General features: G+C 69.1%; 22 protein-coding genes, 1 other RNA gene and 2 pseudogenes. 15 read left to right on the top strand and 10 right to left on the bottom strand.

The window, feature by feature from the left end:
• Positions 1-281: 281 nt before the first annotated feature.
• The 4 genes from ACFTZL_RS00790 to ACFTZL_RS00805 all read left to right on the top strand — a co-directional run bounded on the left by ACFTZL_RS00790 (position 282) and on the right by ACFTZL_RS00805 (position 5,217).
• Entirely contained in the window at positions 282-1,709 is a 1,428-nt protein-coding gene (locus ACFTZL_RS00790; protein ID WP_382576521.1) for a cation:proton antiporter, read from the top strand.
• A gap of 97 nt (positions 1,710-1,806) precedes the next feature.
• Positions 1,807-3,177, top strand: coding sequence for a cytochrome P450 (locus ACFTZL_RS00795; protein WP_382576522.1), 1,371 nt, complete (start codon positions 1,807-1,809; stop codon positions 3,175-3,177).
• A gap of 28 nt (positions 3,178-3,205) precedes the next feature.
• Positions 3,206-4,201 carry a terpene cyclase gene (locus tag ACFTZL_RS00800; protein WP_382576525.1) on the top strand — a complete coding sequence of 332 codons (996 nt, stop codon included), beginning with the start codon at positions 3,206-3,208 and terminating at the stop codon, positions 4,199-4,201.
• Positions 4,198-5,217 (top strand): polyprenyl synthetase family protein, encoded by a 1,020-nt coding sequence (locus ACFTZL_RS00805; RefSeq protein ID WP_382576528.1) that lies wholly within the window; start codon positions 4,198-4,200, stop codon positions 5,215-5,217. Before ACFTZL_RS00800 ends, ACFTZL_RS00805 begins: the two co-directional genes overlap by 4 nt.
• A 242-nt stretch (positions 5,218-5,459) precedes the next feature.
• Here the strand turns inward: ACFTZL_RS00805 and ACFTZL_RS00810 are convergent, their stop codons facing one another.
• Entirely contained in the window at positions 5,460-6,542 is a 1,083-nt protein-coding gene (locus ACFTZL_RS00810) for a pyridoxal phosphate-dependent aminotransferase (RefSeq protein WP_382576530.1), read from the bottom strand.
• Positions 6,539-7,189 (bottom strand): 2OG-Fe dioxygenase family protein, encoded by a 651-nt coding sequence (locus tag ACFTZL_RS00815; protein ID WP_382576533.1) that lies wholly within the window; start codon positions 7,187-7,189, stop codon positions 6,539-6,541. Before ACFTZL_RS00815 ends, ACFTZL_RS00810 begins: the two co-directional genes overlap by 4 nt.
• A gap of 204 nt (positions 7,190-7,393) precedes the next feature.
• Here ACFTZL_RS00815 and ACFTZL_RS00820 point away from each other — a divergent pair, with 204 nt between their 5' ends.
• Positions 7,394-8,140 (top strand): Clp protease N-terminal domain-containing protein, encoded by a 747-nt coding sequence (locus ACFTZL_RS00820; protein WP_382576536.1) that lies wholly within the window; start codon positions 7,394-7,396, stop codon positions 8,138-8,140.
• Positions 8,141-8,176: 36 nt separating this feature from the next.
• Here ACFTZL_RS00820 and ACFTZL_RS00825 read toward each other — a convergent pair whose 3' ends face one another.
• Positions 8,177-9,199, bottom strand: a complete 1,023-nt coding sequence (locus ACFTZL_RS00825) for a GNAT family N-acetyltransferase (RefSeq protein ID WP_382576538.1) — start codon at positions 9,197-9,199, stop codon at positions 8,177-8,179.
• Positions 9,200-9,647: 448 nt separating this feature from the next.
• Between ACFTZL_RS00825 and ACFTZL_RS00830 the strand changes: the two genes are divergently transcribed.
• From ACFTZL_RS00830 to ACFTZL_RS00845, 4 genes are all read left to right on the top strand, one after another.
• Positions 9,648-10,118, top strand: a complete 471-nt coding sequence (locus tag ACFTZL_RS00830) for a hypothetical protein (RefSeq protein ID WP_382576541.1) — start codon at positions 9,648-9,650, stop codon at positions 10,116-10,118.
• Between the two features lie 185 nt (positions 10,119-10,303).
• On the top strand, positions 10,304-10,651 hold the full coding sequence (locus ACFTZL_RS00835; protein WP_382576544.1) for a hypothetical protein: 348 nt from the start codon (positions 10,304-10,306) through the stop codon (positions 10,649-10,651).
• Between the two features lie 8 nt (positions 10,652-10,659).
• Positions 10,660-11,790 (top strand): MAB_1171c family putative transporter, encoded by a 1,131-nt coding sequence (locus ACFTZL_RS00840; RefSeq protein ID WP_382576547.1) that lies wholly within the window; start codon positions 10,660-10,662, stop codon positions 11,788-11,790.
• Entirely contained in the window at positions 11,787-12,971 is a 1,185-nt protein-coding gene (locus tag ACFTZL_RS00845) for an amidohydrolase family protein (RefSeq protein WP_382576550.1), read from the top strand. Before ACFTZL_RS00840 ends, ACFTZL_RS00845 begins: the two co-directional genes overlap by 4 nt.
• 121 nt (positions 12,972-13,092) lie before the next feature.
• On the opposite strand, the gene ACFTZL_RS00850 is transcribed toward ACFTZL_RS00845, so the two are convergent.
• Positions 13,093-14,709, bottom strand: coding sequence for an MFS transporter (locus ACFTZL_RS00850; protein ID WP_382576552.1), 1,617 nt, complete (start codon positions 14,707-14,709; stop codon positions 13,093-13,095).
• Between the two features lie 133 nt (positions 14,710-14,842).
• Between ACFTZL_RS00850 and ACFTZL_RS00855 the strand changes: the two genes are divergently transcribed.
• Positions 14,843-15,430 carry a TetR/AcrR family transcriptional regulator gene (locus ACFTZL_RS00855; protein ID WP_382576555.1) on the top strand — a complete coding sequence of 196 codons (588 nt, stop codon included), beginning with the start codon at positions 14,843-14,845 and terminating at the stop codon, positions 15,428-15,430.
• A 37-nt stretch (positions 15,431-15,467) separates the two neighbouring features.
• Here ACFTZL_RS00855 and ACFTZL_RS00860 read toward each other — a convergent pair whose 3' ends face one another.
• Both ACFTZL_RS00860 and ACFTZL_RS00865 read right to left on the bottom strand, forming a co-directional pair.
• Positions 15,468-16,112 carry a TetR/AcrR family transcriptional regulator gene (locus ACFTZL_RS00860; RefSeq protein ID WP_382576557.1) on the bottom strand — a complete coding sequence of 215 codons (645 nt, stop codon included), beginning with the start codon at positions 16,110-16,112 and terminating at the stop codon, positions 15,468-15,470.
• 14 nt (positions 16,113-16,126) lie between these two features.
• The gene (locus tag ACFTZL_RS00865; RefSeq protein ID WP_382576560.1) at positions 16,127-16,762 is read right to left on the bottom strand and encodes a TetR/AcrR family transcriptional regulator; all 636 of its coding nucleotides are present in this window, start codon (positions 16,760-16,762) and stop codon (positions 16,127-16,129) included.
• 159 nt (positions 16,763-16,921) lie between these two features.
• Here ACFTZL_RS00865 and ACFTZL_RS00870 point away from each other — a divergent pair, with 159 nt between their 5' ends.
• The 5 genes and pseudogenes from ACFTZL_RS00870 to ACFTZL_RS00890 all read left to right on the top strand — a co-directional run bounded on the left by ACFTZL_RS00870 (position 16,922) and on the right by ACFTZL_RS00890 (position 21,472).
• On the top strand, positions 16,922-18,040 hold the full coding sequence (locus tag ACFTZL_RS00870) for a VOC family protein (RefSeq protein ID WP_382576562.1): 1,119 nt from the start codon (positions 16,922-16,924) through the stop codon (positions 18,038-18,040).
• Positions 18,041-18,073: 33 nt separating this feature from the next.
• Positions 18,074-19,012 carry a fumarylacetoacetate hydrolase family protein gene (locus ACFTZL_RS00875; protein WP_382576564.1) on the top strand — a complete coding sequence of 313 codons (939 nt, stop codon included), beginning with the start codon at positions 18,074-18,076 and terminating at the stop codon, positions 19,010-19,012.
• Between the two features lie 52 nt (positions 19,013-19,064).
• Positions 19,065-20,701: pseudogene (locus tag ACFTZL_RS00880) on the top strand (bifunctional 3-(3-hydroxy-phenyl)propionate/3-hydroxycinnamic acid hydroxylase); the annotation flags it as partial.
• Between the two features lie 13 nt (positions 20,702-20,714).
• A pseudogene (locus ACFTZL_RS00885) lies at positions 20,715-21,254 on the top strand (AMP-binding protein); the annotation flags it as partial.
• Between the two features lie 89 nt (positions 21,255-21,343).
• Positions 21,344-21,472 carry a DUF6408 family protein gene (locus ACFTZL_RS00890; RefSeq protein ID WP_382576566.1) on the top strand — a complete coding sequence of 43 codons (129 nt, stop codon included), beginning with the start codon at positions 21,344-21,346 and terminating at the stop codon, positions 21,470-21,472.
• A 45-nt stretch (positions 21,473-21,517) separates the two neighbouring features.
• Here the strand turns inward: ACFTZL_RS00890 and ACFTZL_RS00895 are convergent, their stop codons facing one another.
• The 4 genes from ACFTZL_RS00895 to rnpB form a co-directional block, all read right to left on the bottom strand.
• Entirely contained in the window at positions 21,518-23,650 is a 2,133-nt protein-coding gene (locus ACFTZL_RS00895; protein WP_382576621.1) for a DUF2075 domain-containing protein, read from the bottom strand.
• 194 nt (positions 23,651-23,844) lie between these two features.
• On the bottom strand, positions 23,845-25,731 hold the full coding sequence (locus tag ACFTZL_RS00900) for a DNA/RNA helicase domain-containing protein (protein ID WP_382576569.1): 1,887 nt from the start codon (positions 25,729-25,731) through the stop codon (positions 23,845-23,847).
• A 340-nt stretch (positions 25,732-26,071) separates the two neighbouring features.
• Entirely contained in the window at positions 26,072-26,263 is a 192-nt protein-coding gene (locus tag ACFTZL_RS00905) for a hypothetical protein (protein WP_382576571.1), read from the bottom strand.
• Positions 26,264-26,278: 15 nt separating this feature from the next.
• Positions 26,279-26,684: RNase P RNA component class A (rnpB, locus tag ACFTZL_RS00910), an RNA gene on the bottom strand.
• Position 26,685: the final 1 nt, after the last annotated feature.

Here is a 26,685-nt window from a genome sequence, read left to right on the forward strand (position 1 = left end):
CCGGGTTCCAGGCCTCCGGCCCGCTTCGCCGGCGGGGTTCTCCCTCGTCGACGCCCACGTCGTCCGTGTGACTGACGACGTGGGCGTCGGCATGTCCGTAGGCACCGTCCATGGGCACCGTCCGTCGGCACATTCCTGGACCCCGACGCGGGCCGTTCGTTACCTTCACGCTTCGTCGGGCAAGCGCCGCGGTCCCGCTCAATCCTCAACGACGCGTCTGCCCAGGCCGGTTGCAGCGCTGTGCGCTCCTGGCCCCTCCGGCTCCCACGGACGAGGTGAACGTGACGCAACGTGCTGTCGAGAAGGACCACAGATCCAAGTCATCCGCTGACGACGGCGGAGCGTCCTCCCCGTCCCACCGTCGAGCGCTCGGTTACGGCCTGCTGGTCGTTCTGCCCTTGCTGGCCGCCACGGTGCTCCTGGTGTCCCACAGCTCGCGCCCGGTCCGCACGGGGGCTGCGAGCACCGACAACCATGCGGCCGCGGCGCTGTTCTTCGCCATCGCGGTGGTCGTGTGCGCGGCCCGGCTGGCCGGCCTGCTCGCTGCCCGCCTCGGCCAGCCCCAGGTCGTCGGCGAACTCCTGGCGGGCATCGCGCTGGGCCCGACGGTGCTGGACCGCCTGGCCCCGTCGGTCCGGGACTGGCTCTTCCCGGAGGCCGTGGTCACCGCGATCGACGCCCTGGCCCAGCTCGGGCTCGTCCTCTTCATGTTCGGTGTCGGCCAGGAGGTCGTCCGCAACAGCCGTGACCGAGCAGGTCGCGACAGCGGTCTGATCGCCCTGACCTCTCTCGTGCTGCCGTTCGCCGCGGGATGCGTCCTCGCCCTGCCGCTGGCCCCGCGCTTCACGGGCGCGGCCGGTGACCGTCTCACGTTCGCCCTCTTCCTCGGTTGCGCGATCAGCATCACCGCCTTCCCCGTCCTCGCGCGCATCCTCACCGACCTGAACCTCATCGGAACGCGTACGGGCCGCCTCAGTCTCTTCTCCGCCGCCATCGGTGACGGCATCTGCTGGCTGCTGCTGACTGCCACCCTGCTCCTCGCCCAGGGCGGTGACATGTCCTCCCTGTGGCGGTCCCTGCTTCTCGCGGTGCTGACAACCGTCGTCCTTCTCGGGCCGGTACGCGCCGGGCTGGCCCGCTACCTGGTCCAACGTGACCGGCCGCCGAAGGCCGCGTTCGTGCTGATGATCGCCGTCGTCGGTGTCGCGGCCTCGGCGGGGATCACCGCCCTGCTCGGAGTCCACCAGCTCATCGGGGCCTTCCTCTTCGGGCTCGCCTGGCCGACGGCCGTGCCGCCCGAGACCTCCGTGGTCCCCCCGCTCGGCACCATGGCACACCTTCTCCTTCCGTTCTTCTTCCTGGGTTTCGGTCTGTCGGTGGATCTGGGCGACCTGCCCTTCACCGCGGAGACCCTGGCCGTCGGCGGCCTGCTCATGGTGGTGGCGGTCCTCAGCAAGACCGGCGGTGTCGCCCTCGCCGCCCACTTCTGCGGGATGGGCCGCAGGGAAGCGACGACCCTCGGCCTGCTGATGAACGCACGTGGACTCACCGAGCTGGTGGTGCTGGGCATCGGCCACGAGGCACGGCTCATCGACGGCGAGATGTTCGCCATGCTCACCCTGGTCGCCCTGGTCACCACGCTGATGACGGGCCCCGGAGTACGGCTTCTCGCCGGTCCGCGCGGCCCTGGGCAGGAGCAGGCGCCGTGACCGGCCAGGACCGGAGGAACCCCGCCCCGACGCCGAAGCGCCGCACCCCCGCGTCCACCGTCCACCTCCTCCCCCACTCCCACGGAGCCGCTGCATCATGACGCCGCGAGAACTTCCCGTCGCCGGTGCCCAGAACCTGTTCGGCGGCGCGTTCGCCTTCAAAAGGGACCAGTTGGGCTTCCTGGCCGAGAACATCCGCCGCCACGGGGATCTGTTCCGGTTCAGTCCCCTCGGTGTCCCCATGGTCCTGGCCAACCACCCCGACCACATCCAGCACATCCTCGTGGACGGGGAAGAGCGCTACGACAAGGACGCGACCATCTTCAAGGTGGTCAGGCCCGTGCTCCGCAACGGCCTGATCTCCATCACCGACAAGGAGCAGTGGGGCCGGCAACGGCGCATGATGGCACCCCACTTCACACCGCGTACGGTCGCCGGGTTCGCCGAGAACATGACGAGCGAGACCGTGCGCATGCTGGAGCGCTGGGAGCGCCGGCCGCGTCCCGCCGACGAGGTACTGGACGTCACCGACGAGATCGGCCAGCTGGCGCTGCGGATCGTCAACCGGTCGCTGTTCAGCGCCGACGTGAGCCGGGCCGCCCAGGCGTTCGAGCGCGCCTTCGCCGCTGCCAACACCGTGCTCGGCTCGTTCTTCCGGTTCCCCTTCCCACCGCTGACCTGGCCCACCCCACGCCGGCGCCGGCTGCGTCGCGCCATCGAGGACATGGACCACTTCGTCTCAGGCGTGATCCGCGAGCGGCTGAGCGGTGACGACGCCGGCCGGGCGGACGCATCCGAGCCGGACCTGCTGACGCTGCTCCTGCACAGCGTGGACGACGACGGCAACGCAATGGACCTGGAACAGCTCCACCACGAGGTGCTCAACCTCTGCATCGGCGCCTTCGAGACCACCACGAACACCCTGTCCTGGGCGTTCTACCTGCTGGCGCGGCATCCGCAGGCCGAGGAACAGCTGCATGCCGAGGTCGACGCGGTGCTCGGGGGGCGCGTCCCGCGGTTCGAGGACCTGCCCCGGCTCACCTACACCCGCAGGGTCATCGACGAGACCTTGCGCATCTACTCCCCCGCCTACCAGACCATGCGGCATGCGCGTGAAGAGGATGTCATAGCCGGATACCGCATCCCGGCCGGCAGCAACGTGCTCCTCAACAGCTATCTGCTGCACCGGCACCCGGAGTTCTGGCCGGATCCGGAGCGGTTCTCCCCCGAGAACTTCGCGCCGGAGCGTGTGGCCGCGCGGCCCAAGCACGCGTACATCCCCTTCGGCAGCGGCCGGCGCGTGTGTATCGGCAAGCACTTCGCCCTGGCCGAACTGACGCTGGCGCTCGCCACGGTGGCGCGCGGACACCGCCTGCTGCTGCCGGACGGGGTGCCCATCGTGGAGCCGGAGCCGCTGATCACGCTGCATCCCCGAGGAGGAGTCCACCTTCGCCTCGCCCACCGCTGACCCCCACCCCCACACCCACGGAGCTGCTGTGATCGACGTAGCCTGCCCCTTCCCCTTCTCGGTCAGCCCGCACACCGCACAGGCCCGTGAGCGCTTGGCGGTCTGGACCCGGGAGACGGGCCTTCTCCGCGGTCCCCGCGCCCGGGAGCGCTTCGGACGGGCGGACTTCGGATGGTTCGCGGCGCTCGTCTATCCGACGGCTGACGCCGAGACGCTGAAGCTGATGGCCGAGTGGTTCGCATGGCTCTTCCTGGTGGACGACCAACTGGACGACGGGGACTTCGGCCGCTCCCCCGAGCGCATGGCGCAGGCGGTCCGGCTGATGCGGCGCATACTCGACGATCCGGCCGCACGGCCGGACACGCCCTTGCCCCCGGCCGCCGACGCGCTCGCGGACCTGTGGCGCCGCACGGCGGGCCGGGCATCGCCGGCCTGGCGCCGCAGGTTCGCAGACCACCTGGAGCTCTGCCTGACCACGGCCACCGCCTGGGAGGGCGAGAACCGGATGCGCGGAGCCGTGCCGTCCGAGAGCTCCTACATCGCCAACCGGCGACACACGGGCGCCATCTACGTGTGCATGGACCTCATCGAGATCGTGGAGGGCGTCGAGGTTCCGGCGGAGACCTACACCGCGCCCGCGTTCCGCACCGCGCTGGACGCCGCGTGCGACGTCGTGTGCTGGGTCAACGACGTCTACTCGCTCTCCAAGGAGCGTTCCCTGGGCGAGGTGCACAACCTCGTCTTCGTCGTGGAGCACCACCGCCGACTGGACGAGCGCCACGCGCTGGAGGAAGTGGGCGCCGCGATCGCGGAGCGTACGAAGACGTTCCTGGCCGCGGAGGAGCGCCTGCTGCGGGAGCACTCCGGCAACGCATCGTGGCTGCGTCCCTGTCTGGCGGGGATGCGGTCGTGGATGCGCGGCAATCTCGACTGGTCGCGGCGCACGCAGCGCTACGCGTCCGGCTCGCCGGACGGTGACCCGGGCAGCTACCTGGAAGCCGACCTGATGGACGTGCGCCCGTGACCGCGATCAGTGCCGAACAGGATGTGTGGGGCCTGCTGTCCCAGGCCCGGCAACTGACCGAACCAGCCCTGCGGAAGGCCGTACGACGACTGCCAGAGCCGACCCGTGCCGTGGCGGAGTACCACTTCGGCTGGCAGGACCGGGAGGGCAACCCGGCCGCCGGCGACTGGGGCAAGGGGATCCGGGGAGCGCTGGTCGTCGCCTCCGCGCAGGCCATGGGCGCCGATCCGGAACAAGCGGTCCCGGCGGCCGCCGGTGTCGAGCTGGTCCACAACTTCTCACTCGTGCACGACGACCTCATGGACCGGGACGCCCTGCGCCGCAAACGCCCGGCGGTGTGGTCGCTGTTCGGCGACGCTCAGGCCGTGCTGACGGGAGACGCGCTGCTGGTGGTGGCGATGGAGGTGCTGGCCGAGGACCGCACGATGCTCCTGGAGCTGTGCGACGCGCTGCTCTCGCTGGTGGCCGGGCAGAGCGCGGACCTGTCCTTCGAGCAGCGCTCGGATGTGAATCTCGACGAATGCCTGGTCATGGCCGCCGGGAAGACGGCCGCGCTGCTGTCGAGTGCATGTGCGCTGGGCGGGCTGGCGGCAGGGGCGGCACCACGGCGGACGGACGCCCTGCGCCGGTTCGGACACCACATGGGTCTGGCTTTCCAGCTCGTCGACGACCTGCTGGGCATCTGGGGTCACAGCGCGGTCTCCGGCAAGCCGGTCGGGGCTGATCTGCGGCGGCGCAAGAAGTCGTTGCCGGTCGTGGCCGCGCTGTGCGCGGACGGGCCCGAGGCCTGGCGGCTGGCCGAGCTGTACACCTCGGGGACCGGGCCGCTCGGTGAGGCCGAGATCCTCGAGGCGGCCCGACTGATCCACCGGGCGGGCGGGCGCGCCTGGGCGGAACAGGAGGCACAACGGCAGCGCGCCAGAGCACTGGCCGCACTGGCCGAAGCCGATCCGGAACCCGAGGGCGCCCGGACGCTCGCGTCGCTCGCCGAGGTGATCACCCGACGCCACTGGTGAATCGCTCCGGCCACGGAAGAAGGATCGCCGACCGGCCGGCTTCGGCCACCGCGGCCGTGGGTGGCGTCTCCCCACTCACAGGCCGGTTGCCGACCGCCACCGCCCCTTAGCCACCCCGCCCGGCCGGGCATCGCGGGATACCCGGCCCCGCCACGTTTCCGGGCGGCTTCACGCCACTCTCGTCCCGTCCACGGGACAAGGAAGCGTCCATCCGTCCGGTCACCGGCATGCGTTCCCCACGATCAGCCGACGTCGGCGAGGACCTTGCCGAGCCGTTCCAGGCCCTCCTCGAGAACCTCCGCCGGTCGGGCGAAGCTGACGCGGAGTGCCTTTTCGGCACCGAACACCTCAGCCGGCATCACCAGCGTCCGGTGCTGCTCCAGCAGCCGCTCGGCGATGTCCCGGGAGGAGGCCTCGGTCAGGGTGTTCACCCAGGCGAAGGGGGTGCCTTGCGGCGGGACCAGCCGCACGGTGTCAGTGTGCCGCCCCGCGAAGTCCCGCAGGGTGCGCAGACCGGGTTCCACCAGGCGCCGGAAGCGGTCCACATGCTCGGCGCGGCGTTGCAGCACGAGCTCGGCCGCCCGCTCCCACACCAGGGAGTTGGAAACCGTGGTGTAGCGCTTGTAGTTGACGACTCCTTCGATGACATCGCCGGCGGCGACCACCCATCCGAGCCGCAGGGCGGGCATCCCGAACACCTTGGACAGACCGGAGACCGAGATGGCCCGGGAGTGGCGGTGGACCACCGACTTATCGAAGTCCAGCAAGTACTCCTCGTCGTTGACCACCCAGATGCCCCGCTCGGCCGCCACCTCCATGACGGCCGCCCAGTCGTCGGGGTCGAGCACGCAACCGGACGGGTTCCCGGGGCTGTTGAGGGTGATCATCCGAGTACGCGGCCCCAGGGCCCGTAGCAGCGCCTCGATGTCGAAACGTTCGCCGGGCGGCCACGGCAGCACGGTGACGTCGCAGCCGATGTGCCGGGGCACCTCCCAGGCCTGCTGCCAGCCGGGGCTGGTGGTGACCACGTGGTCACCGGCCCGGAGCAGCGTGCGGTACAGCAGGTAGAGCGCCTCCTGTGCACCGTGTGTCACGGCGACGTGCCCGGCGGAGACGGCCCCGTCGTGGCCGCCGTACATCTCCGCGATCGCACCCCGCAGTTGCGGCCGGCCGCGGTCGAGGCTGTAGTCGAGCTCCCAATCCGGCTGTATTTCCAGATCCCGGAGGAGCCGGAACTGCACACCGCTTTCCGCCAGATCAATGTCGTACCGGCCTCGCGCCTCGTCGAAAAGCCACTGCTGAATGGCGTATTCGGATATGCTCACGCGTTCGACTCCCGCTCTCTCGTCAGGTCAAAGGTGACCACGATCACGTCCCGGTGTGCGGAGGCGTCGGGGAATTTCGGAGTGATGGGGCTCACGTAGTGCACGACCCTGCGGTCGTCGAGGTACAGCGTTTCCCCGGGAGCCATCACCCGGTCCAGCAGCACATCCCCCTCTCCGTCCCCTTCGCGGACGAGCGAGATACCGCCACTCACGTTCTCGGCGGCAACCACGGTCACCGCGATGCCGTCGAATCCGTCCCGGTGGAAACCCTCCGGAGCGGGCCAGCCGACCTGACCGTCACCAGCGACGATACGGATCTGGTGACAGCCGATGACGAAGTCGTCGCTCCCGACGAGCTTGCGCACACCGGGATCGCGGACCAGTTCCTCGGCGAACTCACGCACCGGCTTTTCAAGCGGGCCGAAGCGCCGTTCGATCCCGCCCGCATAATGGTTCACGGTTTCGCTCTGGAGGAACGAAGAATCCTCCTGCCAGAGAATCTCGTCGCTCTCGACCCGAGCCGTTCCGAAAGCCCGGAAACGAAACGGAGTCCGCGACTTCACATACTCGTCCGGAGCGAGACCGTTGAAGCTCATAACAAGCTCGTCCGACATTTTTCCGCACGTATTGAAGAGAGCCAGACGCATGCATGTGCTCCGCATTCCCCGACGAACCGCACGACAATGTTCACCGAATCGAACACGACGCGCTCCGAGGGGTCAAGATTCAGGCACGCCGACCGCCGGACGGCTCCACGCCCCCCTCCCGCCTCAGCCGGAGACCGGCACGGCCATGTCGCTGGACGCAAGGTGGTCTTGACAAACCATCAACTGTCAAGAGCTACTTGCCTCATGACTCTTCCCGACCTTGACGACCTCATCGCCGAAGTGGACCGGACGTGCGACTCGGCCCATCGCCCCGGCGTGCAGGACCAGCCCGACTGGCTGGCGCTGCTGACGGTGGCTGCCGGCATCTCCGGCCAACTCCAGGCACTCGCCGACGACTTGGTGGAGGACTACGTCGAGCACTGCCGCATGCACGGTGTCTCGTGGGCGGACATCGGCGCGTCCCTCGGCGTCACCCGGCAGGCGGTTCAGCAGCGATTCCACGCGCCGCACAAGCGGTACACCCCGGAGATGCTGACCGAGGGCCTGCAACAGGCCATGACGCACATGAAGCGGGCCGCCGTACAACACCGCAACAACTACCTCGGAACAGAGCACCTGCTGTACGGCCTGACCGCGGAGGCGGACGACGTCCCGGACAATGCCGCGATCCTCCTCCTCCGCACGGTGGGCGCCTCGCCGGAGAAGATCCACCGGGCGGTGGAGTCACGGCTCAGCTGGGGGGCCTCCCAGGCAGCGGAACGCATCGCATGGACCCCGTTCTCCCGCAAGGCCATCGCCATCGCCGAGGAGCGGGCGACGCAGGGGGGATCCTCGGCGCTGATCGACTGCGATCATCTGCTGCTCGGACTCACCCAGATCGGCCGGGGCCTGGCCGCGACGGTGCTGAACGAATCGGGCGTCACCCTGGAAACCCTCGAAGAGGCCGTCGCACAGGGCAGGTCGGCCACCGGCTCCCCCCGGAGCAGCTGAGACCGCGGACCGTGCCGGCCCCTGTCCCTCGGACGGTCAGGCCGGCACGAGGTGCGGTGCGGTGAGGATCGACAGGGTGGAGCCCCACTCGGGCTGGTACTGCCCTGCTCCGCCCTGTTCGGGAGCAGGCGTGCGTCCCAGGTCCAGCATGGTGAACCCCTTGCGCCCGAGGTCCGCGATGAGGTACCGCAGCAGGGCGTGGTCCGGGGCGAGGTGCCGGTACCCGGCATCCGTCACCGGCACCAGGGAGTAGCAGTGCCGGCCGCGCGTCAGGCACAGCCGCGCCGCCACCACCCTGTCATCGACCGCCAGGGTCGCAATGAACGTTCTCGTCGGGTCGAGTTGACGCAGGACGGATCTCCAGTGGTCCGGGCCGCCCACCGATGACGGCCCGGAGAACAGGGGGTCGTACCAACGGGCAGGACGCAGTGCCGCCATGAAGGCGTGGGCGTCCAGCAGGGCCTCGGGGTGGTGCGTACGGGCGTATGTCACCCGGTGGTGGGCGGCGGCACGGTCCCAGGCGCGCTGCCGCCGCTGGTGTTCCCGCCGTGTGGAGCGGGACAGAGCGGCATAGACGAAGGGCAGGCGGACGCGTGGGTACTTGGTGTCGACGCGGTTCCACCCGGCGCCCTGGGAGATCTGCGTCAGAGACCGCCCCAAGCCGCTCCCGGCGAGGACGTCCGTCATGCTGACGCCCTCGCCCTCCTCCTCGGTCAGCATCAGATGGAACACGAACGACGCCGCGACGGTGGGGTCGTCCGCGTGCGGGCCGACGGGCCGGATGCATTCGGCGTACGGCGCCGAGAGCGGGACGATGCGCGCGTCGGCTCCGTCGTCGTGACGGGCGAGAGCCAGAGCGGCGAGCGGTCTTCCCGTCGGTGACATCGCGACGAGGACCATGGGTGTCGTGGCCGGCGCGAGGTGCTGCGCCCAGGCGCTGAGCCAGGCGGGCGACTGGAACGGCGTAGCGGCCGTGTCCCTGGCATACATCTCGCGCCAGGGACCGTTGAGGAAGTCCATGGCCTGCGAACCGGTGTACCTGCGTAGGGCGTGACTCATGGTCGTCCTCTTGCCGTTCTGTACGTGGGGGGATGGCCGTACGAAAGGAGCAACGGTTCGTGAAGGTCCGGCTCGCGGCTGGGGTCATCACCGCCGCGGGTCTTTGCAGTGAACGGGCAATCGCGGAGTCATGAGTACATGACACCTGGAAGCGGCGAGTCCACCTACGACTTCGCCGTCCAGAGCACAGAATTGCCCATGCAAACGTGAAGCGCCCCCTTACCTACGCCCAGCAGGTACGTATGCGTGGAGACCCGGGGCCACCACTTTGATCACCGCACCCGTTCCACAGCCAAGCAAGGCCTGGCTCTTGGCGAAGCGTCCAAGATATTGGCACCGAGCCGCAGCCAGGTCAACAGGAATGAGATGTGCATCAACAAATGCCGGAGCATGACGGCTGTACCATCCTGAAGGCGCAACGGGGCAGACTGGCGCGAGGAGCGTGGTCGTGAGTTCAGCGGGTGACCAGGAACAACAGCGGTCTTTGGCCGAGCGTTTGAACTCGTTGTTCGCGATGGTGCGATGGACCGACGCCCACGGTCGGCAACGGGAGTACTCCACCGCCGAGGTGGCCAAGGCAGTCACCACTGACCCGTCGCATCCGACGACCCTGTCCCGGAGTTACCTGGCAATGCTGCGCAACGGGTCGCACACCAACCCGACGCTGAGCGTGCTGGAGAGTCTCGCCAAGTTCTTCGACGACCACCGCCCGCCGGGGACACCACCGATAACGGTGCAGTGGCTGGTCGCACAAGAAGACCCCGACGACGAGCTGTTGCGGCAGCGACTTGCCGATCACCAGGTGCGGGCGATCGCGATGAGGGCGGGTGCGATGACGCCGGCCATGCGCAGGCAACTGCTCAAGATGATTTCGATCTTCGATCAGGACGGCGCCCCCGATCCCGGCCCTGGAGAATGAGAAAGGACATCGTGGTCGTACGCGAACGTGAGCTCCGCCGCCAATGCAGACATCTCCTGCGGAAGCTCGACATTCAACCTCCCTTACATGTCGACGACTTGTGCCGCAGGCTCGGTGAACATCTGGGCAAGCCCATCCGGTTGATTCCCTGGGCGCTTCCGGTCCCGGGCCCCTTCGGACTGTGGATGTCCCGGCCGAACGAGGAGGTGATCTTCTATCAGGAGGAAACCACCCGTGTTCACCAGGATCACATCATCCTGCACGAGATAGGCCATATCCTCGCCGATCACCAGGACGACGGCGACATCGGCGAGGGCCTCCCCGACCTCGGCCCGGACTTCCCTCACGACTTGACGACACGAGGCTTTCGTCGCACCTGCTACACCGAGGACTACGAGCACGAGGCCGAACTGGTGGCGACGATCATCCAGGAGTGGGCGGTGGTCATCGACTACGTCACCCCCCGTACGCCCGAAGACCCGGCTCTCGGTCCGCTGCGCTCCGCACTGAACCCCCGTTGGGGGTGGACCTGATGTTTCAGATGCCTCTCATCACCCTGCTGAGCATGGGGGTTCTGTGGAAAGGTATCGACCTGGCACGCGCCCCGCACAACAGGGTGCTGCGTCTGCTCGTCGCCGCTCTGCTCTTGCTGCTGGGCGGAGAGGTTCTCAGCCTTCCCGAGGTCAACGGCGCGATCGACGCGGCCACGGGTGTCGGTGTCGGCAAGGTGGCCTTCAACGGGATCTACCTGTCCGGCCTGTTCGCGCTCTTCCTGTTCTTCTCCTCCTCCGTGCGCGACACCGACACCGCATACCGACGACACCTGCGGATCAACGTCGGCCTCCTCGTCGGCGTCCTGATCGCCCTGGTGATCGCCATGATCGCCACACCGGCAGCGATGCGCGGCCACTCATTGGGCACCCCGTACATGGCGGAGCCGAGCATCGCCTCGTTCTACATCATCGGGAACGTCTACTTCGTCTACGCCTATCTGGCCTCCGCACTCTGGGCGCTGCGTTACGGACGCGCGGCGTCCCGGCACCTCGGACTCGGATTGTGGATCATGGCCCTGGGGCTCCTCGGGCTGGCGATCACCGCGGTCAATCGCATGATCCTGGTGGTTCTGCGCATCGACCGGCCCGGGTCACACGAGGCGTTCAACACGGTGAACTGGTCCCTGTCCGACTGGGCCATGGGAATCGTCCTCATCGGGATCTGCTACTCGGCCTGCGTGCAGCTGATCACCCGGCTTCGTTCGATCGTGCACCACCGGCGCATGTATCAGGAGCTCACTCCCCTGTGGACGGCCCTGACCACCGCCTACCCGGAACTCGTCCTGCACCGGGCACCGGCCGGCTCCACTTGGCATCGGCTGCGCCAACGCAGCACCCAGGAGCAGCGGTTCTATCGTCGGCTCATCGAATGCCGCGACGGACTGGTACGCCTGAGCCCCTATCTGACGCGTGTCGCGCCTGACGCCGATCTCGCCCGCGGCCCGGCCGACCAACTCGCCCGGCACATCACCAGGGCACTGAAGCTGAAGCCGACGACCGAGTCCCCGCACGCCGAGTGGTCCGCCGTCCGCATCGCGTCACCGGCCGGCAACGACCTCGGGGCCGACGCCCGTGAACTCATCGCCATATCCCATGCTCTACGCGAGAGGAAAACGTGAACGAGGTACTGATCACCGCGGATCGTGTCATCGCCGGGCCCGCGGATCAGGTGATCGACAAAGGCGGCGTGCTCGTCGGATCCGGCATCATCGCCGCTGTCGGTGCCGCCTCCGAGTTGGACGCGTCAGTGGATTCACGGGTGCCCAGGTTGCGCTGTGCCGGAGCGACGGTGCTGCCCGGAATGATGGACTGCCATGTCCACCTCGCCTTCGACGCGGGCCCGGACCTGATCAGCGCCGTGGCCGACGCCGACCCTGATGAACTGTCCACCGCCATCACGACCCGTGCCCAGCAGATGCTGGCCGCCGGGGTGACGACCGTACGGGATCTCGGTGACCGTGACGACCTCACCGTGGCGGTGCGCGCCTCCATCGACTCCGGGGCGACGGTCGGGCCCCGTATCGTCGCCGCGACCGCACCATTGACGGCACACGGTGGCCACTGCGGCTTTCTGGGCGGTGAGGTGACCACGGATGACGACATCCGGGCACAGATCGCCCGCAACGCGGCAGCCGGCGCCGACGTGATCAAGGTGATGGCCTCGGGCGGCGCGCTCACTCCGAGCGGACCCCGCATGTGGGAGGCACAGTTCACTCCCGGTCAACTGCGCCTGATCGTCGAGGAAGCGCGACGCCACGGCCTGGGGGTGGCGGCTCACGCTCACGGCACCGAGACCATCGGTCACTGTGTGGCCGCCGGCGTCCGGACCATCGAGCACTGTTCCTGGCGCACCGCGGAGGGCATCGTCTACGACCCGGAGATCACCGACCGTATCGTCGCCAACGACGTCTCTGTCTGCCGCTGCGTCTCCGGGGACTGGCAGTTGTTCCTCGAGCAGATGGGATCCGAGCGCGCCGCGGCCATGGTCAAGGTCATTCAGGAGATGCGCGAGGCCGGAGTCCGGTTCATCGCCGGCACGGACTCCGGTGTGCCAGGGGCGCGGTTCGGCGACTACGTCGGCATGCTCGAGTTCTTCGCCTCGCTCGGCTTCGGGCATGCCGAGATCCTCGACATGGCCACCGTCAACTCTGCCCATGCCCTCGGGCTTTCCGACACCGGCGTTCTGGCACCCGGCATGCGGGCCGACCTCATCGTCGTCGACGGCAACCCTCTGACCGAGTTGGACGCCCTCCGCCGGCTCCGGCACGTCTTCACGGCAGGCCGTCCGGTCACCGGGTGAACCGCGTCCGGCACGACCGCTCGGAGATCGAGGCACGGGCCCGGCGTTCCTGAGCCGACACCGCTGCCCGGCCTCGACGAAACGAGGCCGGGCAGGATTCCCCCAGGGATACGAGCGGTGACTACCGCACGGAGTCCGCGTACTCCTCGTCCCGGTCGGCTTCCACCGGTTCGGCCTGGCTGTGCCGGCCCGTGCTCTCGCGGCCGGGCAGCACGGCGATGACGATCATGGTTCCGGCGGCCATGATGACGGCGCCGATGAGGCTGGTCCGGGCGATGGCGTGGGCGAAGGACTCGTGGACCGCGTCGATGAGGGCCTGGGCCTGCTGGGCGCCACCGTCGGGGGTCTTGGCGACCTGCTGGGCGACCGCGAGGCCGCCGCCCACCGAGTCCTGGGCGGTGTCCATTGCGGCGGCCGGGAGGTGCCCGCCGACCAGGTCGGTCAGCTTGTCCTTGTAGGACGTGGCGAGGAGCGAGCCGAGGACGGCGATCCCGAGGGCGCCGCCGAGTTCCAGGGCGGTGTCGTTGGCGCCGCCCCCGACGCCCAGTTCCGACTCGGGGAAGGAACCCATGATGGTGTCGGTGGCCGGGGACAGGCTCAGGCCGATCGCGAAGCCGAGCAGCAGCAGCGGCGCCAGGAAGTCGGTGTACGTGGAGCCCGACTCGATCCGCGTGAGCAGCAGGACGCCCACCGTGCCGAGCGCCATACCGGTCCCCACCACCAGCTTGACGCCCAGCTTCGGGGCCAGCCGGCCGGTCACCGCGGCACCGGCGAAGACGGCTCCGGCCAGCGGCAGCAGCCGTACGCCGGTCTCCAGCGCGCTGTGGCCGAGGACGAACTGCAGGAACTGGGTGGAGTAGTAGATCGAGCCGAAGGTGCCGAAGAAGAAGAACAGCACGGCGAGCATCGACCCGCTGAAGGGGCGCTCCCTGAACTTGCGCACGTCCAGCATGGGGTTGGGGTGGCGAAGCTCCCAGGCGACGAAGGCGAGCAGGCCGACACCGGCGACCACGGCCGCGGCGATCGGGCCGGTGCCCCAGCCGAAGTGCGGGCCCTCGATGGCCGCGTAGACCAGGGAGCCGATGGAGACGATGGAGAGCAGGCCGCCGACGTAGTCGATCGCGCCCATCCGCTCCGCCTTGGACGGCGGCACCAGGAGGAGTGCGCCGACGACGCCGAGGACCGCGATGGGGACGTTGATCAGGAAGGTGGAGCCCCAGGCGTGGCTCTCCAGCAGCCAGCCCGCGGCGAGCGGGCCGGCGGCGATGGCGAGGCCCGAGGTGGCGCTCCAGGCCGTGATGGCCTTCGCCCGCTCGGCCCTCGGGAAGATCGCGACCAGCAGGGACAGGGTGGCCGGCATGACGACGGCGGCGCCTATGCCCATGATCGCCCGGGCGGTGATCACCAGGGTGGTCTCGTCGACCATGCCGCCCATCACCGAGCCGCCCGCGAAGATCAGCAGACCGAGGACCAGTGCCCCGCGGCGGCTGTACTTGTCGCCGATCGCGCCCAGGACGAGCATCAGCGCGGCGTAGGGGACGGTGTAGCCGTCGACGACCCACTGCAGGTCGCTGCTGGTCAGGCCCAGGTCCTTGGTCATGTCCGGCGCCGCCACGATCAGCGACGTGTTCGCCATGACGACGATCAGCAGGCTCAGGCAGAGCACCAGCAGGGCCCACCAGCGCCGCGGATAGGGCGCTGTCATCTTCTCGGCGGGTGTGTCGGCAAGCAGCGGCATCGGAGGCTCCTCGGGGGCGAAGCGACGGGGGCAGTTATTTGCCCAACGATGTGCAGACTAGTTTATTGCCCACCGGTGTGCAAATATCGAGTCGCCCTCCCCCGTCGACCGTCGACCGGAGATCCGATCCGCCATGACCCGCCCACGCCGACCGGCCCACCCCACAAGGGCCCGCATCCTGGAAGCGGCGCGACGGGAACTCGGCCGTGACCCCGACAGCAGCCTCACGGACATCGCCGAGGCCGCCGGGGTGGTGCGCCGCACCGTCTACGACCACTTCGCCGGCCGGTCCGCACTGGTGGAGGGCCTCGCCACGGAGGCCGCGGAGGCACTGCGCCACGCCTTGGCGGCGGTGGCGGCCCCCGATCCCGCCGACGACGCCGCCACCGCTCTACGCCGCTTCGTCCTGGCGCTCTGGCCCGTCGGCGACCGCTATCGCATCCTGCTGAGACTCGCGCCGCAGAACCTGGGGGCGGCACGGGTCGACGAAATCCTCGCCCCCGCCCGTGACATGGCGACGGCGATCATCGAACAGGGACAGCGGCAAGGCGCCTTCCGCACGGGCATCCCACCGGCCCCGCTCGGCAGAGCGCTCGAGAAACTCCTCCTGGCCCTCCTGGACTGCGTGAACGCCGGCACCTGGAGCGACGACGGCACACACAGCGCGAGGGCGGCGCTGATCGCGGTGGGGGCGGACGCCCCTGTGGGGCCCACGGGATGAGCTCACACGGAGGTCAGTGGCTCACTGACCGCCCCGATCAACTGTCGGACGCGTCGTCCCGCATCTCCGACGCCACGTCCCGGACGATCGCCGTAGCCACCTCGTCCGACACCCCCGCGGCGACCAGCGTGGCCACCGCCGTCCGGGTCCCGTCGTCCTCCCACGCGCCCGTGTTGACGCTCTCCAGCAGGGAGAGCGTGACGGCCTCCAGCGCGGCACTCAGCACCGCCGCCGGCAGATGGTCGTGGAACACGCCCGCGCGCTGGCCGCGTTCCAGGATCGCGGTGGCCTCGTCGCGGGCCGGGGCGAGGGTCTCGGACACCCGTTGCGTGCCCAGGTCCTGGCGGGCGAGGGAGAGGAGCAGCCGGTAGCGGTCGCCGACGGGCCAGATCGACAGGACGAACCGGGCCAGGGCCCGCTCCGGCGCCTCCTCGGCGTCGGGGACTCCGGCCGCGATGCCGCGCAGCGTCTCGGACGCCTCCTCGGCGAGCGCCTCCAGCAGGGCCGCGCGCCCCGGGAAATGCCCGAAGAGCGTACGGCGGACCACCCCGGCGGCCCGTGCGATCTCCTCCAGCGTCACATCGGGGTTCCGGCCCAGCTCCTGCCGGGCGGTGGCGAGGATGCGGGCCCGGTTGGAACGGGAGTTGCGTCGCAGCGGTTCACGGACAACGGGTTTGGTCACGGCGCTCAGCCCTGTCAGTCGAGGTCGGGCAAGGGGCGGCGGGCGACGTCACGGGCGTCCTCGGGCGGCACTCCCAGCATGCACAGCAGCATCTCGGCCAGGTTGGACGCGGCCTCGTCGCCGTCGAGCTCCGGCCGGGCGAACCGCAGTTCCACCAGCGCCAGCAGCGAGCCGCCCAGGGCGGTCACCGCGACGGTGGGATCGGTGACGGTGAACCGGCCGGAGGCGATACCGGCCTCCAGATCGCGCACCGCGCGCGGCGCCAGGCCCGATTCCGAGTGGATGTGTCCGAGGCCGCGGTGGCGCAGCACCTGCATCAGCTCGGGCCTGGAGTCGGCCATGCGCGCACTGAGACGGAAGCCGGTCGCGACGAGTTCCGCCGGGTCGTCGACGCCCCGCAGCTGCTCGTCGAAGGCCTGGCCGAGCTCTTCGAGGGCGTCCCGCACCGCCGCGTCGAACAGCTCCGTCTTCGACTCGAAGTGGTTGTAGAAGGAGCCGAAGCCGACGTCCGCGCGCTCCGCGATCAACTGGATGCTCGCGCTGGTGTCCCCGGTCTCGGCGAGGATCTGCCGCGCCGCGCGGACGAGTGCCTGCCGGGTCTCGGCACGGCGCCGTTCGAAGCGGTTGCGGGGCGGGGCTGACGACGGCATGCGGGCGAGTCTAACAACGCTCCCCAGGGCGTCACAGTTCTGATGAATCAGTCAGCACAGTTCTGAGGAAATCCTCAGTTCACTTGCGAGCGGCTATTGACGATCGAAGAGTCAAAGCTGATGATTTCCTCAATACAGCAATGTTGCTTGGAGGACGTCATGTCCAAGACGGCTCATCAGGACCTCCACAGCGAGCAGGGCGCCCAGCGCGGCGAACACCCCGGTCGCTCCCGGAACCCGGTGATCAAGGTGGCCGACCTGGCCTGGCTCGAGTTCGAGAAGCCCGACCTGGACCGCGCCGAGGTCTTCGCCCGGGACTTCGGCTTCGGCATCGCCGCCCGCACCGAGCGGGAGCTGTGGCTGCGCGGCACCTTCTCGGGCTCGCCGTGCATGGTGATCCGGCGCGGTCGTACGTCCCGCTTCATCGGCCCGGCCTTCCGCGCGGCGGAGCGGGCCGACCTGGACCGGCTGGCCCGGGCCACGGGCATGGCCGTACGGGACGCCGATGTGCCGGGCGGCGGAAGGGCGGTCGACCTGCTCGACCCCTCGGGCTTCCCCGTGCGCGTGGCGCACTGCGGCGAGGACCTGCCGGCGCTGCCCGAGCAGCGACCGCTCCTCCTCAACTCCGGCACCGGGCACCGCCGTACGAACGCCACGCAACGGCCCCCGCGCGAGCCGTCCCGAATCCAGCGGCTGGGCCACGTGGTGCTGGAGACGCGGGTGTTCACCCGGGCCCTGGACTGGTACCTGGACACGCTCGGCATGATCGTGTCCGACTTCCTCTTCCTGGACGGGCAGCGCGACCGCGGCCCGACCATGGCGTTCATCCGCTGCGACCAGGGCGGCCTGGCCGTGGACCACCACACGCTGGCGATGCATCTGGGGCCGGGCACGGGCTACGTCCACTCCGCCTACCAGGTGACCGACCTCGACTCGATCGCCGCCGGCGGCGAGTACCTGGCCGAGCGCGGCTACCGGCGTAGCTGGGGCATCGGCCGGCACATCCAGGGCAGCCAGCTCTTCGACTACTGGCGCGACCCCGACCGCTTCATGCTGGAGCACTTCGCCGACGGCGACCTGTTCTCCTGCGACGTCGAGCCCGGCTGGGCGCCCATGTCGACGAGCGGACTGGCCCAGTGGGGCCCGCCGGCCACCCGCGACTTCCTCGGCGCGAGCCCCTCCCCGCAACGGGCCCGCGAAGTGTTCCAGGCCCTGCGGGGCGACAACGAGCTGGACCCGGCACGCCTGCTGGGCCTGCTGAAGGCCGCGCGCTCCTGACCACTTGAACTCTTCTCACCAAAGGCAACCGACATGAGCACCAACGTCCTGCGCACCGCCGACGGCTGGTGGGTCGCCCTCGGCGACCGCGCCGTCCCCGTCGACACCAAGGTCGTCACCACGGCCGAACTGCTGGCCGACCGGGCCGCCGTACGGGAGGCGGCTCTGTCCGGTGAGGCGGGCACACCGGTCGCCGACCTGGTACCCCTCTCCCCCGTCACCACCCCCTGCCGGGTGGTCGCCCAGATGGTCAACTACCGCAGCCACGCCCGCGATTCGGGCTTCACCGGCGACATCCCGCCCGCCTTCTTCCGCAAGGCGTCCGGGTCGGTCAGCGGCCCGCACGAGACCATCGTCCGCCCGCAGCACGTCCGGCTCCTCGACTACGAGATAGAGCTCGGCCTGGTCCTGGGGTCCCCCCTGCCCGTCGGCACCGTGGTAGAGGAAGAGGACCTGCCGTCGTACGTCGCCGGACTCGTGATCACCAACGACGTCAGCGCCCGGGACGTACAGCTGACCAGGACGCAGTTCTACGAGAGCAAGTCGTACCCCACCTTCACACCGACCGGCCCCGTCCTCTGCCTGCTGGAGCCGGAGGACTTCGCTCATCTCCTCGACCTGCGGCTGAGGTTGTCGGTGAACGGCGAGCCGCGTCAGGACCGCACCCTCGCCGACATGATCGTCCGTCCGGCCCGGGCGCTCACCCTGCTGGCCCGGTTCCAGACCCTCGACCCCGGCGATCTGCTACTCACCGGCACGCCCGGCGGCACCGCCCTCAAGGCCCCGCCGAAGCCCGTCGAGAAGATCGCCGCGCTGCTGCCGCCGGCGATGAAGTGGAGGGCGTTCTTCAAGGGCCAGGCGAAGAACCCCCGCTACCTGCGCCACGGCGACGTGGTGACCGCGACCATCGCAACGCCGGACGGGCGCATCGACCTCGGGGAGCAGCGCACGCCCGTGTCCCACGCGGAATGACCCGCGCGACCGAGACCGAACACCCACACTCCGAGACCCGAATGAGCCGCACATGACCGTCGAGTTGCCCTCGGCCTCCGCACCAGTGGTGATCGTCGGAGCCGGACCCGTGGGCGTGACCGCCGCCCTCCTCCTGGCCCGGCGCGGCGTGCGTACCGTCGTTCTCGAACGCCACCACGGCGTCTACCCATTGCCGCGTGCCGTCGCCGCCGACGACGAGGTCCGCCGCATCCTCCAAGCAGCCGGGGTCGAGGCGGAGTTCGCCGTGATCGCCCGCCCCGCACGCGGGCTACGGCTGCTGGACGCCCGGCACCGGGTGCTGGCCGAGTTCCCGCGCGCCGCGCAGGGCGCCCACGGCTTCCCGCAGACCAGCATGTTCGACCAGCCCGAGCTGGAGCGGGTCCTGCGCGAGGCCCTTGCCCGCACGCCGGAGTGCGAGCTGCGCGGCGGGGTGGAGGTCGTCGGCGTGGAACAGGACGTCGTCGGCGTAGAGAAGGACGAGCGGGACGCCGACGGTCCGGTCCGCGTGACCTATCGCGACGACACGGGCGAACACCTGCTGCGCGCGGACGCCGTCCTCGGCTGCGACGGCGCCAACAGCCTCACCCGCGAGGCCATCGGCGCCGGCTGGGAGGACCTGCGCTTCGAGGAACGCTGGACCGTCGTCGACGTCCGCACGAGCCTCCCGGTCCGCTGCTGGGAAGGCGTAGAACAAGTCTGTGATCCACGGCGCCCGGCGACATTCATGCGCATCGGCAAGGACCGCTACCGCTGGGAGTTCCGCCTACGGGACGACACGGAGCCAACCGACGAGCAGGTGCGGGAACTGGTAGCCCCATGGGTGGACCTCACGCATGGTTCCGACTTCGAAGTGCTGCGCCAGGCGCGCTACACCTTCCGGGCACGGATCGCCGACCGCTGGCGCCGGGGCCGGGTCTTCCTCCTCGGCGACGCGGCCCACCTCACCCCGCCGTTCATCGGGCAGGGCCTGTGCGCGGGCCTGCGGGACGCGCACAACCTGGCCTGGAAGCTCGCCGCTGTCCTCCGGCGGGGCGGGGACGAGCGGTTGCTGGACACGTACGAGAGCGAACGCAGGCCGCACGCCCACCACATGATCCGGCTCGCGGTCGCCATGGGCTGGGCCATGACCGGCGGCCAGGACGGCGCCGCGGCCCTCCGGCGCGGTGCGCTGAACGCGGCCGTCCGCATCCCCGGGCTGAGCACGGCCGCCGCCCGCGACCTCAGCCCGGCCCTGACCGCGGGCCCGCTGGTCTGCCGCAGGCCCCGGGGCGCCGGCCGCCGCTTGGTGGGCCGCATGTGCCCGCAGCCATGGGTGACGACGGCCGGACCCCAGGAACACCGCACCCGCCTGGACACCCTGCTCGGCGACTCCTTCACGGTCCTCACGGCCGAGCCACCACCCCCTTCCCTCCAGGCGGTAGCCGATGCCCTCGGCGCCCGGACGGTCCTCGTGACCGACCTCGGCAACGACGGCCGCCGGCTCGCAGCCTGGCTGCGCACGGGACGGGCGGAGGCCGTACTCCTACGACCGGACCGAGTCGTGATGGACGTGATCCCGCACGGGGGTGCCGAGTTCACGGCAGCCACGACCTGGGCGCCCCTGCTGCACACCGCACGCACACCACCCCTGCGCGAAGCCTGTTGACTCGAAGCCTGTTGAGGAGCACCAAGATGAAGTACCCGGACCGCCTCGGTGGCCGCGACCCTGCTCGACCTGGGGGTGGGACGGGGCGACCGGGTGGTCGGCTACCTGCCCAACACCCCGCACGCGATCGTCGCGTTCCTGGCCACCGCGAGCCTGGGCGCCGTCTGGTCGGTATGCGGCCAGGACTACGCGCCCCAGGCGGCCGCCGACCGGTTCCTTCAGCTCGAACCCACGGTCCTGATCACCGCCGACGGCTACCTCTTCAACAGCACCACCCACGACCGCCGCGAGGCCACGGCCGAACTGGCCGCATCGCTCCCGACATTGAAGGCCACGCTCCTGATCGACCACGTAGGCCTGCCCTGGCCCGCCACCCTCAGATCCGCTGTAGCCGATCTTGAACCAGCCCAGCTCGCCGGTCGGGGTCATGGCGCTCTAACTCCAGCCGAAGGCATGGAAGTTGCTCTGATTCGGTGTCTGGGCTGTGCGCTAGGCTTGTTACTCGCTGCGCACCTTCCCGGAGGGTACGAGGCGGAGCCGCGGTCCAGTCCGCTGGTCGTGAGTAACGGATGGTGAATCCACCACGTGGACCTCACTTCGGTGAGGGCGGATGCCCGGTAGGGCGATCCCTGCCATTCCGAACTCACAACCTGGAGTGGCCCTTCATGGAACCGATCGAGTACAAGCCTGCGCGTCGTCCCTGGATCCGCGAGATCCTGGTCGGCGCCGCCGCCGGAGTCGTCTCCAACCTCGTGTTGGAGGCGCTGGCGGCGGCAGCGCACCTGCTCGTCTGAGGCAGGCATGTGGCGGGCCCGGTGAGCCCGCCACTCCTCAGATCCTCAGAAAAGAGGTCGCTGCCCGGAGTGGGGCTGGTTCTGCTTCTTCTTCCGGTTGCGTGAACCTTTGCGCTTCCCCTTGGGGCGGGGAAGGTGAGGGACCCTGGCTATGGGTGGAAGGTTGTCCCACGTGGGCCGCAGGTCGTGTATCTGCACGTCACCGACGGCCTCCCTCAGGTAGGCCTGCGTCTCCTCGTCCGTGGAGTAGAGGACGGTGGCACGGCTCGCCCGGGTCATGAGGACGTGGTACGCGTGCCGGATGCACCGCGCGAAGTCCTCCTCGCTCAGGTTCTTCCACCGCAGCCTCGGGTCGAAGGAACCGGGGACCGCGACGCGCTTGACCCCCGTTTTCGGGTCCTTGCGCGTCTTGCCGCGCCGGAAGACCCAACGGCCGTCGCGGCGCACCATGTCCTCGCCCATGATCACGCCGCACCAGTCCCACTCCAGGCCCTGGGCGGTGTAAACGCAGCCGATCTGGTTGATGCCGGCCGGGTCCACCGACCAGATCTTCGAGGGAGGCACTGTCCCGTTCTCGCACCAACTTGTGCTGTCAGCGTTCCAGGGCTGGTGCCAGCCGCCGATGCGTACGTCCTCCTCCAGCCACCTCCCCTTTCCCTCGCCCCGCGGTTTGGACCAGGGCCAGCAAAAGCCTGCGACCATGCGCGCCGAGGCGCCGGCTTCGGACTCCGTCCTGATGATCCGCTCCAGTTCCTCCGGGCTGTCGGCGACCTCGACGTGCATCAGCCCGTCAGGGGTCCACATCCGCGGTTCGTCGCCTGTCAGTCCCAGAAGGTCCTGCACCCAGCGCACATACCCGTCGCTTCCCCCGCAGCGGTACTGGTCGGTGAGTTCGTGACGGCCCGGCGCCAGGCCTCGGGCCTTGGCGGCGTTCACGATCAGGTCAACCGTGCCAACCTCATTCGGACGAACAGTCTGGCTTCCGTCGAGAAAGAACACTGTGAGACGGGACGCGTCCAGCAGCTCGTCCACCTGAGGTTTCGTTCCCTGCCGCTCCGCGGGCAGGTAGCGGTTGGTGGTGCGGTCCCTCATGCGGTGGGCCTCATCGCAGATGAGGACATCAAGAGGCGGCTCGGGTGGTGTGACGAAGTTGCTGAAGTAGGAGAAGCTCTCCTTGAACTCTTTGTCCCCGTAACCGACGTGCTCCTGCAGCGCCCCGTTGAAGGCTCGACTGCCGCTCGCATACTTGACCGTTCGTCCGTCAGCTTCGAACTCTGCCTTGAGTTCCAGTCCGACAGCGCTTTTCCCCGTGCCCGCGCCACCCGTGATGATGAACACGGCACGGCGGTCATCCGGTATGAGGCCCGGCTGGTCAGGATCGCCGAGGATGAGCGAAGCCTTGTCCAGTACGTCCTCGGCAACCTCCTTTTGCTTGCCCCGCAGCGCAAACACGGTGTCCTCACCACGGGACTTGATCATCGCGTCGAGAAGCGGCGTGTTGCGGAGGCTCAGGCCCTGCAGCAGCAGCTCGGCTGCCGAGTCACCGCCTTCTTCCGCGAAGTGCTTTCGCAAGTCGGCAAGCAGCCTGTTGCGGCGGTCCTTGGTGTAGGTGCGCGCGTAGGGCCCCATGGGTGCATCGACGGTCAACAGGGGCCTTACGGACTCCTCCGTGGCATTGTGGAGATACGTGAAGCCGCCGCATTCGATGCGATGCCCGGCCAGCGGACCCTCGTCGCCCGTGAAGAGCTGGAAGTACTCGCGCAGTTGCAGGGCGGGGTGTCGCTTCGGCTCGCAGATTCCCGGAACATGGACCAGTTCGGCAGTGGCCTTCTCGACTCTCGTGACCGTGGACCATCGTTTCAGCTCTACCAGTTGGTACGACGGACGGTAGGTCTCGGGGTGGTGCCCGGCGAGCACCACATCGATGAGGCGCTGGTCGTGGGGATTCTCGGGTTCGTCGGCGGTCGCACCGCATTCGACGATCATCTCCACATTGCCGCGACCCGCCTCGATGAGGTCCTGGGCCAGTTCGACCAGGCTTTCCGCCCAGGCGGTTCGTTCGGAGAGCGAGGCATCGGTTTTCCGGAAGTGCTTCCACCTCGCCGCGAGGTGGGGCACCATCCGGCGCCTCGAGTTCAGAGTGAGCAGATCCTGCGCAGACAGCCTCAGCAGGAGCATGGACACGAGGTGGTTCCCCCAGGGCACGAGTGACTCGTGCGGGTGGGGGCGTGTCCTCGCGCAGGGGAAGCCCGTCGGGCCGCAATTGGTACGGGTGATCTTAGGGAGCGCTACAGCTCATGCGAACTCCTCCCGCCAACTCATGGCATGTCAGCAGCAAGTTGGCGGAAAAGCTGTGGGTTCAGGCCGATCGTTCACGCCGTGACAGCCACGCGCCGCTCAGCACCCACCAATTCCCGTAGTTTTTCCCGGGTTTCCCGGTCCGTGGAGTAGACGACCGTGCCGACCATTCCGCGGGTCAAGAGCACCTTGTATGTGTTGCGGATCAGTCGGTCCACGTCGGCATCCGGCGTCGAGCGCTTGAAAACCGGATCCTTGGACGCCGTGCGGTCCGTGACCCAGCGGTCGCCGCGCCAGACCAGGTCGGGGCCGATGATGACGCCGGACCAGTCGTACTCGAAGCCCTGGGCGGTGTAGACGCACCCGACCTGACCGAAGCCGGCCGGGTCGGTGGCCCACAGGACTGCCGGTGGTGCGCCGGAGACGGAGCGGTCACCACGCAGATTCCAGGGACGGACCCAGTCGCCGATGACGACGTCGGGCGGGAGCGGGTCGCCGGGCTTGGGTTCCGGGGACCAACGCCAGCAGTAGCCGGCGGACATGCGAGCACCGTAGTCATGGGCCCGGCGCGCTTCGAGGAAGGCTTCCATCTCCCGCGGACTGTCGGCGACAAGCAACCGCATGCGGTCGTCAGGTTCCCATACGACCGGCCCGCCCGGCTCCAGGCCGAGGAGACGGACCACCCAGCGCAGGTAGGCGTCACTACCACCGCAACGGAACTGGCTGTCCAGCGGGACGACACTGCAGGGGATGCCCCGCTTCGCCGCTGCCGCCTTGATCTCGGCCACCGTGCCCATCTCGCCAGGGCGGACGACCTGGTGCTCGTCCAGGAAGAAAACAGGCACGTAGGCCACGTCGATGAGTTCGTCGATCTGCGCCTTGCCTGTGCGGTGCGCGGCGCGCGTGTAACGGTTGGCCGAAGTCTCCCGGACGCGGTGCGCCTCGTCGCAGATCAGGGCACCCAGGCTGTTCTTCTCGGCCGTCATGAAGCTGTTGAAATACTTGAACAGGTCCTGGACCTCGCGCTTGCGGGCTCCGGCGACCTTCCTCATCGTCTTCGTGAACGACTGCGAGCCGGTGGCGTGCAGTGCCGAGACCCCGCGCCGGTAGAGCTCACCGAGCAGTTGGAGAGCAATGACGCTCTTGCCGGTGCCGGGGCCGCCCGTGACGATGACGACCTCCTTGCGGTCGGCGCGCTTTGCTTTCTCCACGGCGTTGAGCACCATGCGGTATGCGACCTGCTGCTCGTCGAGGAGGACGAATTGTGTACGCTCGCGAACCTCCTCTGCGGCCACGGACATGAGCTGCTTCGACGGCACCGTGGCGCCTGCGTGGAGTTCGTCCGCCGCCCGGGCCCCTGGGGGCTTGTCGCTCAGCCTGGCACGAAGGTGGTCGAGGAAGGCGCCTCGGCGTTCCGCGGTGAAGAGCAGTCCGTGGCCGTCACGCTCGATCTCCCGCAGCCCAGTCACGCCGAACTCGGTGGCGTTGTGCAGAAATGCCACTCCGGCCACCCGGTGCGCGTGTTCGGCCAGCGCCCCGTTGAAATTGACGAGGTATTCGCAGTAGCGGCGGACCTGCTCGATGGGGTTGAGGACCGGATGGGCATAGGCATCAACATGGCACAAGGTGGGATCGTCCTCGTGAGGCAGTGCCTGGCTCCACTGCTTCAGCTCCACCACGACGTAGGACGGCTCTCCCGTGACCGGGTGCACACCGGCGAGTACGACGTCGGCCCGCTTGCTGTTCAGCGGGAGCGCGTACTCCAGCATGACCTCCACGTCGCCCAGGCCGGCATCGTTGAGTGCGGCGGCCAGGACGGGAATGCTGCGCTCCCAGGAACGCACCTCCGAGGCGCCGGGCCGATAGCCATGCATGTGGACGAACTGGTCGGTGAGGTGCAGGAACAGCGAACCGTCGAGTGCCATGACGGCGACCGTCTTCGCGGACGCGCGGAACAGCAAGGACTTCCCCCAGGCAGCACGAAAAGACTCGTGCGGGTGGGGGCATGTCCTTCAAGACTCCACCAGGGTGGAGCGGAAGCCCGGCGGGCCGCGTTGACGATGTGTTTGAGGGTACCTGGCGGTACTGACAGTCGTATCGGTGGTCACCAGTGACGGCAGCGGACGCCGTGCCCGGTCTCCCTACCGGCGTCCGGGTACCGGGGCGCATGGCCTCTGCCCTGTGCAGTCGGCGCTGTCGACCTCGGTGGCGGCCGCCTCGTCCCAGCGGTCGTCACCCTGGACAGCCCGACCTGGACATCTAGGGCCTCCAAGCGATACGAGGAGAGCCCACCTCAACGGATCAAGAACCCTCCGCAGGCATCAGGCCGCCCTCCGACTCGACCAAGTCCCCGGCGGCGATCAACGCGCCGATGTCGCCGGTCAGCGCCTCCCGGATGTCGGCTCCGAGCCACGCCCATCCGAAGAAGCGAGCAGCCTCCCGCAGCAGATCCTCGCGGTGCGCGCCCGGTCCCTCGTCGAGCACGTTAGGCAAAGCCGCAGGCAGCGGCAGACGAGTCGGGCTATACGCCGGGTTCTGTTCCCGGAGCTCCTCGCGGAGCCCCGGGCGACGGCCATCCATCTAGGGTCGGCGTTGCCACCGACCTCGTGCGGTCTACCCGCGGACTCGGGCGGGCAGCCCTCGATCGTCCGCGCAGAAGCACCGAGGTGCTTCCTCTTGACCTTGCTCCGGGTGGGGTTTACCTAGCTGCCCAGGTCGCCCTGGGCACTGGTGGTCTCTTACACCACCGTTTCACCCTTACCCAGTGCCGAAGCGCTGGGCGGTCTGTTTTCTGTGGCACTGTCCCGCGGGTCACCCCGGGTGGCCGTTAGCCATCACCCTGCCCTGTGGAGCCCGGACGTTCCTCGGGAAGCTCCCCGTCAGGGGGACTCCACGCGGCCGTCCGCCCGGCTCGT

This window comes from Streptomyces sp. NPDC056948 (genome assembly GCF_042674225.1).
GTDB classification, from domain to species: Bacteria; Actinomycetota; Actinomycetes; order Streptomycetales; family Streptomycetaceae; genus Streptomyces; species Streptomyces purpurascens.